The following is a 16,612-nucleotide window of genomic DNA, read 5'->3' on the forward strand; positions in this document are numbered from 1 at the left end:
GACCAGGCCAAAGAGGGCCGGGAGGGCGGCCCAGTCTGTCCTCCGGCAGGCACGGGCGAATCCGGCACGGGGGATTGTGCGGGCATGAGGGTTGACCCGATGGAGAAGGGCTCGGACTGCCTGCCGAAGGGCTTGGTGACGGACTGGGCGTCCCGGAGTCGCTGGGGGACGGACTGGGCGTCCCGGAGTCACTCGGCGAAGGACTGGGCGTCCCGGAGTCACTCGGCGAGGGACCCGCGGATGAGTCCGGATATGTCGGGCTCGGGGAGATGCCGTCGGGCACTCGATACACCTTCCATGCGCTCAGCGGACGGGCGACACAGTCTCAGCAACGGTCGGCCGACGATCGGGGGGCCGCGACAGGAGCACACTGTCTCCTCGCCACTGCGCGAATGCGGAGAGCAATGCGCCGAGCAACAGAGGAGATGTCATGAGTACGTTGCGAGCTGCAAACGATCGTGCTCCAATTCGATACGCGAAACCTCCGGTTTAGGGCGGGACCATAATCTACTGGACGATCATCGTCGGCGTCCACGTGAGCGTCGCACCTGCGCCCACCTTGCCTGTCCGGTCAGGGAGAGCTCCATAGACGGTCACCCAGAAGCCTAAACGCGCCGGTTGTTTCGAGTATCCGGGCAACAGCGCGCCGCAGTGCCCGTCGACCCTTTTTGAGGATCCGATGGGACGGGTAAGGCGGCCATAGGAGCGCAGCGAGCCGCTCTAGTCACAGCCCCATATGGAAATAACGGCCACTGCCGTATTGAGCCCAGTGCCCGCGCAGTTCTTGACAGCGGGTCCGACAAAGGAGTAGCGCGAGAATCGCGGCGGGGGGCCTGCGGGTCGCTCGGCCACTGTTTGCCGCCGTGTCGGCAAAGGTACCGCCAAGCACCGCGATGCCCGCCGCCGCGCGGGCATTTTCCCTGTTCAGCAGGGTGACCCAACCGGGGTGAAGGGGCAGGGGCTCATGAGGCTGGTCGTCGACCTCAACCGCTGCCAGGGCTACGCGCAGTGCGCGTTCCTGGCACCGGACGTGTTCACGATGCACGGCGAGGAAGCGCTGATGTACGCCCCCCACGCCGACGAGGCGCAACGCGAGCAGGCCATGCGGGCCGTCGCGGCCTGCCCGGTCCAGGCCATCCTCGTGGACGCGGCCAACGCGCGACCGGAGGCGGGATCCCATGTCCGGTGACGGCCCCGGGAAAGGGCACATCGTCATCGTGGGCGCCTCCCTGGCGGGCCTGCGGGCGGCCGAGACGCTGCGCGAGGAGGGCTTCACCGGCGAGGTGACCGTGATCGGCGACGAGCCGCGCGCCGCCTACGACCGTCCGCCGCTGTCGAAGCAGGTCCTGCTCGGACGCGTGCCCGCGGACGCCACCTCGCTGCCCTGGCGCTGCCCGCTGGACGTGCGCTGGCGGCTCGGGTCGGCGGCCGTCGGGCTGGACCTGGCCGGCAAGAAGGTGCGCCTGGCCGACGGCGAGGAGGTCGGGTTCGACCGCCTGCTGATCACGACCGGCACCCGGGCGCGGCCGTGGATCAGGGAGGCGGAGGCGGAGCTGGACGGCGTCTTCGTCCTGCGTACCAGCTCCGACGCGGGCCAGCTGAACCGGCGGCTGGCCGCCGGGCCGCGCAGGGTGCTCATCGTCGGCGCCGGGTTCACCGGCTCCGAGATCGCCTCGGCCTGCCGGGAACGGTCGCTGAACGTCACGGTCGTCGAGCGGGGCCCGGCTCCCCTCGTGGGGGCGCTCGGCGGCGTCATCGGCGCGGTCGCGGCGGAGCTGCAGCGCGAGCACGGCGTCGATCTGCGCTGCGGCCTCACGGTGACCTCGCTCGAAGGCGACCAGGCCGGGCGGCTCAGGCGCGCGCACCTGTCGGACGGCACCGCGCTGGACACCGAGCTGGCGGTGATCGCGCTGGGCGCGACGCGCAACACCGAGTGGCTGCGGGGGTCGGGGCTAGCCGCCGGGCCGAGGGGCATCGCCTGCGACGCCGGGTGCCGGGCCTTCGACGTCAACGGCATCGTCACCGACGACATCTTCGTCGCCGGGGACGTCGCCCGGTCGCCGCACCCGCTGTTCGGCTACCAGTTCCTGTCGCTGGAGCACTGGGGCAACGCGGTCGAGCAGGCCGAGGTGGCGGCGCACAACATGATCAGCCCCGGGCCCGAGCGGCGGCCGCACCTGTGGGTGCCGGCCTTCTGGTCCGCGCAGTTCGGCGTGAACATCAAGTCGGTCGGCGTCCCGCCGATGGGCGAGGAACTCGTGGTGCCGCAGGGGGCGCTCTCGGAGCGCCGGTTCGTGGCGGCCTACGGCTACCAGGGACGCGTCATCGCCGCCGTCAGCTTCGACCAGGCGAAGTGGCTGGACTTCTACCGAGGGCTGATCGAGTCGGCGGCGCCGTTCCCGCCGGACTTCACCACCGTCGACCGGAGGCTGGACGGCATGCGGCCGGTCTCGGCCTGCTTCCCCGATCCTTCCCTGCCGAGTCACGGGGCCAGCGTCACCGTGAGCGGCTACTCACCCAGCGAGCGGCGGGTCACGTTCACGCCGGCCCGCGCCTGACGAAGGGCTTCCGCCATGTCCGCCGACACCCTGGTGCAGCAGATCCTCGACTACGACAACCGCGCCGACCCCTACCCCCTGTATGCCGAGCTCCGCCGGACGCCGGTGGCCCGGCAGCACGACGGCGTCTACGCCGTCAGCACGTACTGGGAGATCCTCGGCCTGCTGCACGATCCGCGGATCAGCTCCGACGCCCGCAACCGCGACCCCCTGGCGGGCGGGCCGCCCCTGGCGGAGGACGACCCGAACCTGCCGCCCAGCTTCATCAGGCTCGACCCGCCCGAGCACGACCGGGTGCGCCGGATGGTGACGCGGCCGTTCGGGCCGCCGGTGAGCCCGCGGCGGATCCACGACATGCGCGGCGAGCTCGCCCAGATGGTCTCCGCCCTGATCGACGGCTTCGACGGCAAGGACCGGATCGACCTCGTCGAGGACTTCGCCTACCCCTTCCCCGTGAAGGTGATCAGCAAGCTGCTGGGGGTGCCGCACGAGGACGAGCCGCTCTTCCATCGCTGGGCCGAGGCGATCGTCGCCGGCCTGGACTTCGGCACCGACCAGGACCCGGAGGAGCGGGTGCGCAACGCGCAGCAGGCCCGTATCGAGCTGGGGAGGTACCTCGCCGGGCTCATCGAGGAGCACCGCCGCCTGCCGGGGGACGACATGTTCTCCGCGCTGGCCACCGACCGGAGCGCGGACGGGCAGCTGTCGGCGATAGAGCTGATCGTCACGGGGGTGCTGCTGCTCATCGCCGGCCATGAGACGACCGTCAACCTCATCACCAACGGGATGCTCACCCTGCTGCGCAACCCGGACGTGCTCAAGCGGCTGCGCGACGATCCCGCCCTGGCGCCCCGGCTGGTGGAGGAGCTGCTGCGGTTCGAGCCGCCGGTGCAGTTCCTGCCCCAGCGCACCTGCCTCGCCGACATCGACGTCGCCGGCACGACCATTCCCAAGGGCTCGCCCATCTGGCTGTTCCTGGCCTCCGGCAACCGGGACCCCAGGCGCTTCCACGACCCGGACCGGTTCACCCCGGAGCGCCTGGACAACCAGCATCTCGGCTTCGGCAGCAGTATCCATTACTGCTTCGGCGCGCCCCTGGCCCGGCTGGAGGCGCAGCTCGCGCTGACGGAGCTGGCCCGCAGGCTCGGCGACCCGCAGCTCGTCGAGGATCCGCCGCCCTACCGGTCGAACCCGGTGCTGCGCGGCCCCCGCCACCTGCAGCTCGCCTTCAGCGGCCTCGCACCGTAGCCCGCGCGACGGCTGACCGGGGTCGGGCTGTTCGGACGGGTGCGGGCCCCCGGATGGCGGTGGGCGCCGACCTGGCGCTTCCTGGAAATCCCGCAAACGGCGGAATATGGGCAGATTCGCGGCCGTTGGGATCGGGGTGGCGCGAACGCCACGACAGCGGCGGATGAACGGGTGCCGCGGTACTCGCCCCTCGGGCGGCCGCTGCCGACCGCCTGACTCAGGGAGTAGCGTTTGCGTCCGAATCCGTCCGGGCCCTTTCCCATGCCCTCGTCCCTGCCCTCGTCCGCGGCCTCAAGCGCGGTCTATCCGGCGGGCCTGCTGGCGCCCCCGCCTCGCACCCTGCTCGACGTCCTCGACGAGACCACGCGCGCCCACCCGGACGCGCTCGCGCTCGACGACGGGAGCAGGCGGCTGGACTACCTCTCGCTGCGCGCGGAGGTGGCCCGGATGGCGGGCGAGCTCAGGCAGGCCGGGATCGGCCGCGGTGACAGGGTGGGCGTGCGGGTGCCGTCCGGGACCGCCGAGCTGTACATCGCGATCCTCGGCGTGCTCGCCGCCGGGGCCGCGTACGTGCCCGTCGACGCCGACGACCCGGAGGAGCGGGCGGAGCTCGTCTTCGCGGAGGCCGCCGTCTCGGCCGTCATCACCGGCGGACCGGCCATCACCGTCGCGCCGGGCACAGACGACGACACGAACGGCGACACGGGCGGCGACACAGACGGCGACACAGACGGCGACACGGGCGGCGGGGCCGTGCGGCTCGAGGAACCGCCTGGCCTCGACGACGACGCCTGGATCATCTTCACCTCCGGCTCGACCGGCACGCCGAAGGGCGTCGCGGTCACGCACCGCTCCGCGGCGGCGTTCGCCGACGCCGAGGCGGGGCTCTTCCTCACCGACCGGCCGCTGGGGCCGGGCGACCGGGTGCTCGCGGGACTCTCGGTGGCCTTCGACGCGTCCTGCGAGGAGATGTGGCTGGCCTGGCGGCACGGAGCCTGTCTGGTGCCGGCTCCCAGGGCTCTGGTGCGTACCGGGATGGACCTCGGCCCGTGGCTGGTGGCGCAGGGCATCACGGTCGTCTCGACGGTGCCGACGCTGGCCGCGCTCTGGCCGGTGGAGAGCCTCGACGCGGTCAGGCTGCTCGTCTTCGGCGGCGAGGCGTGCCCGCCCGAGCTGGCCGAGCGGCTCGCCGTCCCGGGCCGGGAGGTCTGGAACACCTACGGCCCGACCGAGGCGACGGTGGTCGCGTGCGCCGCGCGGCTGACGGGTGACGGCCCGGTTCGCATCGGGCTGCCGCTGGACGGCTGGGACCTGGCGGTGGTGGACGCCGCGGGCGACCCCGTGGCCATCGGCGAGACCGGCGAGCTGATCATCGGCGGGGTGGGCCTGGCCCGCTACCTGGACCCGGTGAAGGACGCCGAGAGGTACGCGCCGCTGCCGTCGCTGGGCTGGGAGCGCGCCTACCGCAGCGGCGACCTGGTGCGGGCCGACCCGGCAGGGCTGGTCTTCGTCGGCAGGGCCGACGACCAGGTGAAGCTGGGCGGTCGCCGGATCGAGCTGGGCGAGGTGGACGCCGCGCTGCAGTCGTTACCGGGCGTCGCGGGGGCCGCCGCCGCGGTCCGCACGGCGGGAGGCGGCCACCAGGTGCTCGTCGGCTACGTCGTCGCGGGCCCGGGGTTCGACCTCGGGAAGGCGCGCGAGCTGCTGGCCGACTCGCTGCCCGCGGCCCTGGTGCCGAGACTGGCGCCGGTGGCCGACCTCCCCACCCGGACCTCCGGCAAGATCGACCGTGACGCGCTGCCCTGGCCGCTGGCCGAGCCGCAGCCGGCGGCCGGCGCGTTCGACCCGGTCGAGGAGCTGCTGGCCGAACGCTGGACCGGCGTTCTCGGTGTGGCGCCCGAAGGTCCCGGCGCGGACTTCTTCTCCGACGGCGGCACCAGTCTCGCCGCGGCCCGGCTGGTTTCGGCGCTGCGTCCCGACTTCCCGGACGTGGCGGTCGGTGACGTCTACGCGCACCCGACCCTGGCTGAGCTGGCCCGGCTGCTGTCGGCAAGAGGCGAGGGCGAGACGACGCGGCGGGCCGTGACCCCGATGCCCCGCGGGGCCGCCCTGGCGCAGTCGGCGCTCATGGTGCCGCTGCTGACCGTCGGCGCGATGCGCTGGCTCGTGCTGCTCGCCACCCTCGGCAACCTGCTCGCCCTGCCGTGGACGCCTGCCCTGTCGTGGTGGTGGGTGGCGCTGGGGTGGCTGGCGTTCGTCACCCCGGCCGGCCGGATGGGCCTGTCCGCGGCGGCGGCCCGGCTCCTGCTGCGCGGGGTGCGGCCGGGCAGCCATCCGCGCGGCGGCGGCGTCCACCTGCGGCTGTGGTTCGCCGAGCAGCTGGCCGCCAGGCTGGGCGTGCCCGACCTGGCCTGCGCGCCGTGGATGGCGCAGTACGCCCGGCTGCTCGGCGCGCACGTCGGCCCCGACGCCGACCTGCACTCGGCTCCCCCGATCACGGGGCTGCTCAAGGTGGGCAGGGGGGCGTCCGTCGAGCAGGAGGTCGACCTCAGCGGGTACTGGTACGACGGCGACCTGCTCCACATCGGCGAGATCCGGATCGGCGCGGGTGCCACGGTCGGCTCCCGCTCGACGCTGCTGCCCGGCGCCAGGATCGGGAAGAACGCGCAGGTGGCTCCCGGTTCCGCGGTCGACGGCTCCGTCCCCGGAGGTGAGCGCTGGGCCGGGGCGCCGGCCACCCGGCTGGGCAAGGCGCGCAGGTCGCGGCCCGCCGGACGGGCCGCCCGCTCCCGGCTCTGGGTGCTGCTGTACGGCGTGACCGGCCTCGCGCTCAGCCTGTTCCCCGTGGTCGCGGTCGCGTCCGGGCTGGCGGTGCTGGCCGGGTTCGTGGCGGGCGCTCGCACCCTCGGCGAGGCGCTCACCGCCGCCCTGTACGGCGTGCCGCCGGCGACGATCGCCGGCATGGCCGTGTTCGCGCTGGTCACGCTGGCCGCCGTCCGGCTGCTCGGCGTCGGCATGCGTCCCGGCCACCACCCGGTGCACAGCCGCCAGGCCTGGCAGGCGTGGGCGACCGGACGGCTGATGGCCGCGGCGCGGGTCTGGCTGTTCCCGCTGTACGCGAGCGTCCTGACGCCCGTCTGGTTGCGCGCGCTCGGCATGCGGGTGGGCCGCGGCGCCGAGCTGTCGACCGTGCTCGCGCTGCCCACGATGACCTCGGTCGGCGACGGCGCCTTCCTGGCCGACGACACCATGGTCGCGCCGTACGAGCTCGACGGCGGCTGGATGCGGATCGCCGCCGCGCGGATCGGCAAGCGGGCCTTCCTCGGCAACTCGGGGATGACCGCCCCCGGACGCAAGGTGCCGAAGGACGGCCTGGTCGGGGTGCTGTCGGCGACGCCGAAGAAGGCCAAGTCGGGCTCGTCGTACGTCGGCATGCCGCCGGTCGAGCTGCGCCGCACGGCGGAGGAGGGCGACAGGAGCCGCACCTACGACCCGCCTGCGCGGCTGAAGGTGGCCCGCGCGTTGGTGGAGTCCTGCCGCGTGCTGCCCGCGATGGCCACGGTCGCGCTGGCCGTGCTGGTCGCCGCGGCGTTCGAGTGGCTGGCCGCCCGTTCCGGCTTCGCCGTCGCCGCGCTGCTGGGCGGCGTGGTCATGCTGGTCGCCGGGGTCGTCGCGGCGGCGGCGGCGACCACGGCCAAGTGGGCGCTGCTCGGCAGGATCACGGCGGGCAACCGGCCGCTGTGGAGCTCGTTCGTGTGGCGCAACGAGCTCGCGGACAACTTCGTCGAGGTGCTGGCCGCGCCCTGGTTCGCGGAGCCGTGGCTGGGCACCGCCCCGCTGAACGTGTGGCTGCGCTCGCTCGGGGCACGCATCGGACACGGGGTCTCGTGCCACACGTACTGGCTGCCCGAGGCGGACCTGGTGCGCCTCGGCGACGGCGCCTGCGTCAACAGGGGCTGCGTGTTGCAGACGCACCTGTTCCATGATCGGGTGATGAGCATGGACACGGTGACGCTGGGCGGCGGCGCGACGCTCGGCCCGCACGGCGTGATCCTGCCCGCGGCGCGGGTGGGCGAGGACGCCACGATCGGGCCGGCCTCGCTGGTCATGCGCGGCGAGGCGGTGCCCGGCGGCACCCGGTGGTTCGGCAACCCCATCTCGGTGTGGCGATGACGTCGTACTTTCCCCGGCACGGCGACCACCGGTACAGGGTGTCGCACTACGACCTGAAGCTGCGGTACCGGGTGTCCGCCAACCGGCTGGAGGGTGCCGCCCGGCTGTCGGTGGCGGCCGCCGAGCCGCTCGACGTCCTCGAGCTGGATTTCGGCCCGTTGCGGGTCTCCGGCGTGACCGTCGACGGGTCCGCGGTGCGCCACACGCACCGCGACGGCAAGCTGCGGCTGGCCCTGCCGCGGACGCTGACCGCGGACGCCACCGTGGACGCCACCGTGGAGGTCCGGTACGCGGGCAACCCCAGGCCGGTGCGGAGCGCCTGGGGCGGGCTCGGCTGGGAGGAGCTGACCGACGGCGCGCTCGTGGCCAGCCAGCCGATCGGCGCGCCCTCCTGGTTCCCGTGCAACGACCGGCCCTCCGACAAGGCGTCCTACCGGATCGAGGTGACCGCCGACTCGCCGTACCACGTCGTCGCGAACGGCGTGCTGACCGGCAAGCGGCGGGCGGCCGGCGCCACCACCTGGGTGCACGAGCAGGCCGAGCCCATGGCGAGCTACCTGGCGAGCGTGCAGATCGGCCGCTACCGGCTCGACGACGCGGACGGCACCCGGCTGGCCTGCCCGGCGCACCTGGCGACCCGGGCACGGCACGACTTCGGACGGCAGGGCCAGATGATGGCCTTGTTCTCCGAGCTGTTCGGGCCCTACCCGTTCACCGGGTACACGGTGGTGGTGGCCGACGACGACCTCGACATCCCGGTCGAGGCGCAGGGCATGTCGATCTTCGGCAGGAACCACGTCGACGGCGGACGGACGTTCGAACGGCTGGTCGCGCACGAGCTGGCACACCAGTGGTTCGGCAACAGCCTGACGGTGGCCTGCTGGCAGGACATCTGGCTACAGGAGGGCTTCGCCGCCTACGCCGAGTGGCTGTGGTCGGAGGCGTCGGGCGGGCCGTCCGCCGACGAGCTCGCCGAGCGCTGGCGGCGCAGGCTCGCGATGCTCCCCCAGGACTTCGTGCTGGCCGACCCGGGCCCTGCGCTGCTGTTCGACGACCGCGTCTACAAGCGGGGCGCGCTGACCGTGCACGCGGTGCGGCGCGCGCTGGGCGACGGGGTGTTCTTCCCGGTCCTGCGGGCCTGGACGGCCGGGCACCGGCACGGGAACGTCACCACCGGGTCCTTCGCCGAGCACGTGGCCCGGCACGCCGCGCGACCGGTCGGCCCGCTCCTGTCGGCCTGGCTGTACGACAGGCCGCTGCCCTGATCCGGGCGCGGCCGACGCCGGGTCTGGGCAGGTCGCCGAGCCGTTAGCCTGGGCAGATGCCGGAGATGCTCGCCAGTCTGGTCGCCAGACGCGATCTCGGCCTGACCCTGCGCGCCGGGCGCGGCGACGTCATCGTGCGCTGGGCGCACATCAGCGACCTGCTCGACCCCACGCCGTACCTCGACGAGGGCACCCTGTTGCTGACGACCGGGCTGAGCCTGGGGCGCACCAGCAGCCAGTGGCCCGAGTACGTCGAGCGACTGGCGCGCGCGGGCGTGCCCGCGCTCGGGTTCGGGGTGGGGCTGCGGCACGCGACCGTCCCGCCGCCGCTGGTCGAGGCGGCCGACCGGCTCGGCGTGAGCGTGGTGGAGGTGTCGGAGCCGACGCGGTTCAGCTCCGTGGTGCGCGCCGTGACCGACGGCATCGCCGCCGCCGAGCGCGCCGAGCAGACCTCGGCGATGGAGCGCTACCGGACCCTGGTGAAGGCGGCCCTGACGGCTCCCGCGCACCGTTCGATCGTCACCAGGCTGGCGGCGCAGCTCGACGCGTGGGTGCTGCTGCTCTCGCGCGAGGGCCACGTGCTCGCGGGCGCTCCCGACCACGCCCGGCGCAACGCCGAGCGCGTGCGGCTGGAGGTCTCACGCACCCGCTCCTGGCATGCGGCGATGTTCGACCTCGGCGACACCCGGGTCACCCTGCTGCCGGTGAGCGAGGCCGTCCGGCCCGCGGGCGTGCTCGCGGTCGGCAGGCAGGCCCCGCTGTCCGGGCATGATCGCGGCGTGGTCGACATCGCGGTCGACCTGCTCTCACTGGAGGTCGCGCGGGCGGCGGAGCTGCTCGCCAGCGAGCGCCGGGAGCGGGCGACGGTGCTCGCCCTGGTCCTGGCCGGCCGGTACGCCGCGGCCGAGCAGGCGGCCGAGTCGCTGGGCATCCCGCTGCCCGAGGGGCTCGTGCGCATCGCCGTCGTCACCGCCGACCCGGGGCACCGCGGCGACCTGCTGGTGGCGCTGGAGAACGAGCGCAGCCTGCAGATCGTGTCGGCGCTGGTCGCGAGCGATCCGCGGGGCCGCGTGGTGGTGGTGCTGCCCGCCGTGGAGGGGCACGTGGGGGTGCTGCAGTCGGTGCTCAGCTCGGTCAACGGCAGCCGGGGCGTGATCGGCGCGGCCGTCGACTGGACCGACCTGGCCCGCGTCTGGCCGCGGGTGGCCGCGCTCGCCGACACGGTGCCGGGCTCCGCGCCGTACACGCTGCTGACCACCAGGGACGTCGCCGACGTCGGGCTGCTGGCGCACGTCGGCCCGGCCGAGGCGGAGGGGTGGGCGATCGCGATGCTGGCCCCGTTGGAGAGCGAGGAGGCCCGCAGGACGGATCTGCTCGGCACGGTGCGCACCTTCCTGACGCACAACGGCAACACCGAGGCGGCCTCGGCGGCGCTCGGCGTCCACCGCCGGACGCTCGCCTACCGGCTCGGACGCGCCGAGACGCTGCTGGGCAGGCGCTTCTCCGACCCGGGGCTGCGCGCGGAACTATGGATGGCGTTCACCGTACGAGACAGGTGAATGAACGGCGGATTACGCGAATGGCGCAAACGGGCCGCCCGGTTGCACGGATCGCGGATGGGGCGGACGTGCCGGCGTGACACATCCTGGCCTGAGCCGACGTCCCCCCCCAACGTTCGCAGGAGACCCACATGTCCCTCACCTCCGCGCCCCGCCCGGCGCTGGAGGTCTCCTTCACCGACGACCCGAAGGTCGTCAAGGAGGCCGCCACCGAGGACTACTCGAACCATGTCGTGCCCAGGTCCTGGCGATCCGGCCGATGGTCGCTCGCCATGGCCTGGTGGGCGCTGTTCTCGGCCATGTTCTGGCTCTACGTCGCGGTGGCCGCGGCGGACGCCGTCGGCACCCCGGCGACCATCGCCGGCATGGCGCTGACGGTGGCCACGTTCGGAGCCGTCAACCTGGTCCTGTCGAGGTACGCCGCCCGCACCGGCCTGACCGTCGCGCTGCTGTCGAGGCGGCTATTCGGCACGCTGGGCTCGGCGCTCGCGCCGCTCATCTTCGCCGCTACCGCGCTGTACTACGCCGTCTTCGAGGGCTCGATCGTCGCGGTGGCGTTCCAGCAGTACTTCGGCGGCGCCATCGAGCTCTGGTACCTCGTGGTCGTGGCGTACGCGCTGCCGCTGGTCATCGGCGGCGTGCGGACCTGGCTGGACAAGCTCAACGGCGTGCTGCTGCCGCTGTACGTGGCCGGCCTGGTCGCCGTGGTGATCGCGGCGACGGTCCAGCGGGGCTACCCGCAGGACTGGCTGCAGTCGTCGGCGTCGAGCGGGCCGCTGCCCGGCTGGCTCACCGCGTACCTGATCTACATGGGTGTCTACATCATGATGATGTACACGATGGACTACGCCCGCTTCGGCCGGGCGGAGGACCAGCGATTCCACGGCACGATCACCTTCGGCTGGGTCTTCTACGCCTTCACCTTCGCCGTCAACGGCCTGATCGGCATCTACCTGCTGCGCGCCTGGGACATCGCGGGCACCGAGACGGGCGTGGTGACCGCCTTCATCAGGTCGCTGGGCTTCGCCGGAGTCCTGGTGATCTTCGTCTCCCAGACGCGGATCAACACCGCCAACTACTACCTCGCCTCCACGAACCTGGACGCGTTCGCGGCGCGGGTGCTCCGGCTGCGCCTGCCACGGGCCGTCTGGGCCGTCGTGTCGGGCGTGCTCGCCTACCTGTTCATGCTGACCGACGTGCTGAGCTACCTGCTGCGCGCGCTCGCCTGGCAGGGCGTCTTCGTGACCGCCTGGGTCGCGATCGCGATGGTGCACATCGCGGTGCGGGGCGCGGACCGCGACGGCCTGCCCGAGTTCCGGCCGCGGCGGCTCAAACCGGTGACCGCGGGCGCCGGGGCCTGGCTCGTGGCCTCCGCCGTGGGGATCGCGCTCACCGAGCAGCAGGCCAGCCCCGTGCTCGCCCAGCTCGCGCCGCTGGTCACCGTCGCCCTCGCCGCGGGCCTCTACTACGCCGCCCTGGTCACCGCCCCCGGCGCCGTACGGCCTGCCGGGGAGGACCCCCGAGACGAGGTCGAGGACATCTGGGAGGCCCGCATCAGGTGCCACTCCTGCGACCGGTCCTACGTGGCCGTGGAGATGGACCGCGACCCGAACGCGGGAGGAGCCGCCGTCTGCTCCGCCTGCGCCGCCGACTCCACCGCCCCGGCCGGTGCCACCGCGCCCGCCGGCCGCTGAGAGAGGAACCATGACCGCCATCATCAACCGCCATCCGGCCGAAGGAGACCGGCCGGCCATCGTCTACCGGGCCGCCGGCGACCGCCACGTCCTCGTCGAGTACGGCGAGATGGCGCTCGACCTGGAGTTGAACTTCTTCGTGACCGCCGTCACGGCCCATCTCGCCGAGCATCCGGTGCCGGGGCTGGTCGAGGCCGCGCCCGGCTTCCGCTCGCTGCTGCTGCACCACGAGCCCGCGGTCATCGACCGCAAGGCGCTCGTCGACGCGGTCGAGGAGGCCCACCGGGCGCAGCGGTCGGTGCGCTCGCTCGTCCTGCCCAGCCGGTTGATCACGCTGCCGATCGCGTTCGACGACTCCGAGAGCCGCGAGGCGGTCCGCCGCTACGCGACGACCATCCGGCAGGAGGCGCCCAACATCCGCGACAACTCCAACATCGACTACATCGTCGACTACAACGGCCTGCCCGGCAGGGACGCCCTGTACGCGACGGTCACCGGCACCGAGTGGTGGAACGCCTACACCGGCTTCTTCCCCGGCCTGCCGTTCATGTTCCCGCTCGATCCGCGCAACGCCATCACCGTGCCGAAGTACAACCCGACCCGCACCTGGACGGCGGAGGGGGCGGTCGGCATCGGCGGCCCCTGCGTGGCGATCTACCCGGTGGAGGCGCCGGGCGGCTACCAGCTGTTCGGCCGGACCGTGCCCGTCTACGACATCCTGGCCAGGCACGACGTCTTCCGCGACGATCCGATCCTGATCCGCCCGGGCGACCGGGTGCGCTTCGAGCCCGTGAGCGAGGACCAGCTCCTGGCCGCCCGCAGGGACGTCCTGGAGAACCGCTACGAGTACGTGATCGAGAACGACCAGTTCTCGGTCACCGACTACCTCGCCCGCGCCGCCGAGGTGCGCGCCGAGGCCGACACGCTGCGGTCCGCCCGTGAGGCCGCCGCGGCCGGAACGGAGGTGCCGTGATGACCGGCGAGCACGCGGTCTTCGACGTCGTCATGCCGGGTCTGCAGACCCTGGTCCAGGACTACCCCGGCCGCCGCGGCCTGCAGTCCAAGGGCTTCTTTCCCTCCGGGCCGATGGACCACGTGTCCTTCCGCATCGCCAACGCGCTCGTTGGCAACGAGCCGGGCGCGCCCGCGCTGGAGATCCCGATGGGCCGGCTCGCGTTGCGCGCCCTCGCCGAGACCTGGGTCGCCGTCACCGGGGCCGAGGGCTCGGGCATCCGGCTGAACGCCGCGCCCATGCCGCTGGGCGAGACCGTCCGGATCGTGCCCGGAGACGAGATCACCTGCTCGATCGTCAAGGGGCCGGGGTTCCGGCTGTACCTGGCGGTGGCGGGCGGCATCGACGTCCCGATGGTGATGGGGTCGCGGGCGACCTACACCATGGGCGGCATCGGCGGCGTCGAGGGCCGGGCCCTGGCGAAGGGCGATGTCCTGCACGCGCGGCCGGTGACCGCGCCGCCGTCGCGGCTGCGCGTTCCGGCGTCGCTGCGTCCCGCGCTGGCCAACGTCTGGGAGGTGGAGATGATGCGCGGCCCGCACGCGGACCCCGACTTCCTCACCGAGCAGGACTGGAAGGACCTGGTCGGCCGGGAGTGGAAGGTCGACCTCAACTCCAACCGCGTCGGCACCCGGCTGGAGTCGCATCGCTTCCAGTGGGCCAGGCCGTCCGGCGGGGTCGCGGGCGGGCACCCGTCCAACCTGCTGGACGGGAGCTACCCGATCGGCGGCATCAACACCAACGGGGACGTGCCCGTCATCCTCGGGCCCGACGGCCCGACCGCCGGGGGCTTCACCGTGATCGCCACCGTCGTCCAGGCCGGGCTGTGGAAGGTCGGCCAGCTCCGTCCCGGCCGCGACCTGATCCGTTTCCGAGAGGTGTCGCTGGACGAGGCGCTCGCGCTCGCCGCCCGCGTCGACTACACGACCGACCCGCACCACTACGAGGAGCTGTGATGCCGCGCGTCGACCTCAACTGCGACATGGGCGAGAGCTTCGGCCGCTGGAGCCTCGGCGACGACCTCGGCATGATGCCGTACCTGACCTCGGTCAACATCGCCACCGGCTACCACGCGGGCGACCCGCCCACGATCCGGCGCACGGTCGCCGCCGCGGTGCGGCACGGACTGGCCATCGGCGCGCACCTGGCCTTCCCCGACCTGATGGGCTTCGGCCGCCGGCGCATGCTGGTCCCGGCCGAGGACCTGGAGGACTACTGCCTCTACCAGCTCGGCGCCCTGCAGGCGTTCGTACGGGCCGCCGGCGGCCGGCTGGCGCACGTCAAGCCGCACGGCGCGCTGTACGTGATGGCCTCGGAGGACCCCGCCGTCGCGGCCGCGGTCGCCCGCGCGGTGGCCAAGGTGGACACGTCGCTGCCGCTGATGCTGCTCACCCCCGCCACCGCCGGCAGCGTGGCCGCCGAAGGGGTGCGGTTGGTCGTGGAGGCGTTCCCCGACCTGCACTACGACCGCACGGGGAAGCTCGTCATCGAGCCGGTGAAGCGGGCGTGGGACCCCGAGCTGGTCGCCCGCCGCGCGGTCCGCATGGTGCTGGAGCACAAGGTCGCCGCCGACGACGGCACCGACCTCGACGTGGACGCGGTGTCCCTGTGCCTGCACGGTGACGCGCCCAACGGCCCGGAGACCGCCGAGGCGGTGCACAGGGCGCTGACCGGCCACGGGATCGAGCTGGCCCCGCTGGCCGAGCTGCTCGGCACCCCAGCGGACGGAGGCCGCCGGTGATGGAGTCCCTGCTGGTCGCCAACCGCGGCGAGATCGCCCGGAGGATCATCCGCACGGCCCGGCGGCTCGGCGTCCGCACCATCGCGGTGCACAGCGACGCCGACGCCGGCCTGCCGTTCGTCCGCGAGGCCGACGAGGCGGTGGAGCTCGGGCCCGCGGCTCCCGCCGAGTCCTACCGCAACGCCGAAAGGGTGCTGGCGGCCGCCCGCCGCACCGGCGCCGAGGCCGTCCATCCCGGCTACGGCTTCCTGTCGGAGAACGCCGGCTTCGCCCGCGCCGTCCAGGAGGCGGGGCTGCTCTGGGTCGGTCCCGCGCCGGACGTCATCGAGCTGATGGGCGACAAGATCAACGCCCGGAACGCGGTCGCCGCCGCCGGGGTGCCGGTCGCGCCCGGCACCCCGGAGCCGGTGGCGGGCGAGGCCGCCGCGCTCGACGCGGCGGCGGCCATCGGCTACCCCCTGATGGTCAAGGCCGCGGCGGGCGGCGGCGGCATGGGCATGGCCGTCGCCCACGACGAGGACGACCTGCGCAAGCAGTACGCGGCCGTGTCCGGATTCGCCGAGCGGTTGTTCGGCGACCCGGCGATCCTGCTAGAGCGCTACTACCCCGGCGCACGGCACATCGAGGTGCAGATCCTGGGTCTCGCCGACGGCTCCGTCATCGCCCTGGGAGAGCGCAACTGCTCCGTGCAGCGGCGCAACCAGAAGCTCGTCGAGGAGAGCCCGTCCCCCTGCCTCGACCCCGACCTGCGCGAGCAGATGCTCGCCGCGGCCGTGCAGGTGGGCAAGGCCGTCGGCTACCGCAACGCGGGCACCGTCGAGTGCCTGGTGTACGGCGAGCCGGGCGCCCAGGGCTTCGTCTTCCTGGAGATGAACACGCGGCTGCAGGTCGAGCACCCGGTCACCGAGGCGGTGTGGGGCGTCGACCTGGTCGAGGAGCAGCTTCGCGTCGCGGCGGGCGAACCGCCGTCGGTGGACCTCGCCGCGCTGCGCCCGCGCGGGCACGCCGTGGAGTTCCGCGTGAACGCCGAGGACCCGGTGCGGTTCCTGCCCGGCCCGGGGACGATCACCGCCTGGAGCGAGCCGTCCGGCGACGGCATCCGCGTCGACGCCGCCTACGGGCAGGGCGATCGGGTCACCCCCGCCTACGACTCCCTCATGGCCAAGCTGGTCGTGCACGCGTCCTCCCGGGAGGACGCGCTGGCCAGGGCGCGGGAGGCGCTGGCCGCCTTCACGATCGCGGGTCCGAAGCAGAACCTGCCCTTCTTCGCCGAGCTCCTCGACGAGCCCGAGTTCGCCGACGGCTCGTACAGCACCGCGCTGGTCGCGCGGATGCGCGCCACCCCAAGGAAAGGAAGCTGAC

11 protein-coding genes are annotated in these 16,612 nt (G+C 73.4%); all 11 read left to right on the forward strand.

Annotated elements, in window-relative coordinates:
* The first annotated feature begins 964 nt into the window (after window positions 1–964).
* The 11 genes from ABT294_RS43240 to ABT294_RS43290 all read left to right on the forward strand — a co-directional run bounded on the left by ABT294_RS43240 (window position 965) and on the right by ABT294_RS43290 (window position 16,611).
* Window positions 965–1,189, forward strand: a complete 225-nt coding sequence (locus tag ABT294_RS43240; protein ID WP_350812291.1) for a ferredoxin — start codon at window positions 965–967, stop codon at window positions 1,187–1,189.
* Entirely contained in the window at window positions 1,179–2,558 is a 1,380-nt protein-coding gene (locus ABT294_RS43245; RefSeq protein ID WP_350812292.1) for an NAD(P)/FAD-dependent oxidoreductase, read from the forward strand. Before ABT294_RS43240 ends, ABT294_RS43245 begins: the two co-directional genes overlap by 11 nt.
* 15 nt (window positions 2,559–2,573) lie before the next feature.
* A complete protein-coding gene (locus tag ABT294_RS43250; protein ID WP_350812293.1) occupies window positions 2,574–3,806 on the forward strand; it encodes a cytochrome P450 in 1,233 nt (410 codons plus the stop codon).
* A 231-nt stretch (window positions 3,807–4,037) separates the two neighbouring features.
* Complete coding sequence (locus ABT294_RS43255) at window positions 4,038–7,979, forward strand: Pls/PosA family non-ribosomal peptide synthetase (protein WP_350812294.1); 3,942 nt, start codon at window positions 4,038–4,040, stop codon at window positions 7,977–7,979.
* Entirely contained in the window at window positions 7,976–9,244 is a 1,269-nt protein-coding gene (locus tag ABT294_RS43260; RefSeq protein ID WP_350812295.1) for a M1 family metallopeptidase, read from the forward strand. Before ABT294_RS43255 ends, ABT294_RS43260 begins: the two co-directional genes overlap by 4 nt.
* A 56-nt stretch (window positions 9,245–9,300) precedes the next feature.
* Window positions 9,301–10,803 carry a helix-turn-helix domain-containing protein gene (locus ABT294_RS43265; protein ID WP_350812296.1) on the forward strand — a complete coding sequence of 501 codons (1,503 nt, stop codon included), beginning with the start codon at window positions 9,301–9,303 and terminating at the stop codon, window positions 10,801–10,803.
* A 131-nt stretch (window positions 10,804–10,934) separates the two neighbouring features.
* Complete coding sequence (locus tag ABT294_RS43270; protein WP_350812297.1) at window positions 10,935–12,497, forward strand: purine-cytosine permease family protein; 1,563 nt, start codon at window positions 10,935–10,937, stop codon at window positions 12,495–12,497.
* A 10-nt stretch (window positions 12,498–12,507) separates the two neighbouring features.
* Window positions 12,508–13,470, forward strand: a complete 963-nt coding sequence (locus ABT294_RS43275; RefSeq protein WP_350812298.1) for a carboxyltransferase domain-containing protein — start codon at window positions 12,508–12,510, stop codon at window positions 13,468–13,470.
* Window positions 13,470–14,465 (forward strand): 5-oxoprolinase subunit C family protein, encoded by a 996-nt coding sequence (locus ABT294_RS43280; protein ID WP_350812299.1) that lies wholly within the window; start codon window positions 13,470–13,472, stop codon window positions 14,463–14,465. Before ABT294_RS43275 ends, ABT294_RS43280 begins: the two co-directional genes overlap by 1 nt.
* Window positions 14,465–15,250, forward strand: coding sequence for a LamB/YcsF family protein (locus ABT294_RS43285; protein WP_350812300.1), 786 nt, complete (start codon window positions 14,465–14,467; stop codon window positions 15,248–15,250). Before ABT294_RS43280 ends, ABT294_RS43285 begins: the two co-directional genes overlap by 1 nt.
* Window positions 15,250–16,611, forward strand: a complete 1,362-nt coding sequence (locus tag ABT294_RS43290) for an acetyl-CoA carboxylase biotin carboxylase subunit (protein WP_350812366.1) — start codon at window positions 15,250–15,252, stop codon at window positions 16,609–16,611. Before ABT294_RS43285 ends, ABT294_RS43290 begins: the two co-directional genes overlap by 1 nt.
* Window position 16,612 lies beyond the last annotated feature (1 nt).

Source organism: Nonomuraea sp. NPDC000554 (assembly GCF_040300065.1).
Classification (GTDB): Bacteria; Actinomycetota; Actinomycetes; order Streptosporangiales; family Streptosporangiaceae; genus Nonomuraea.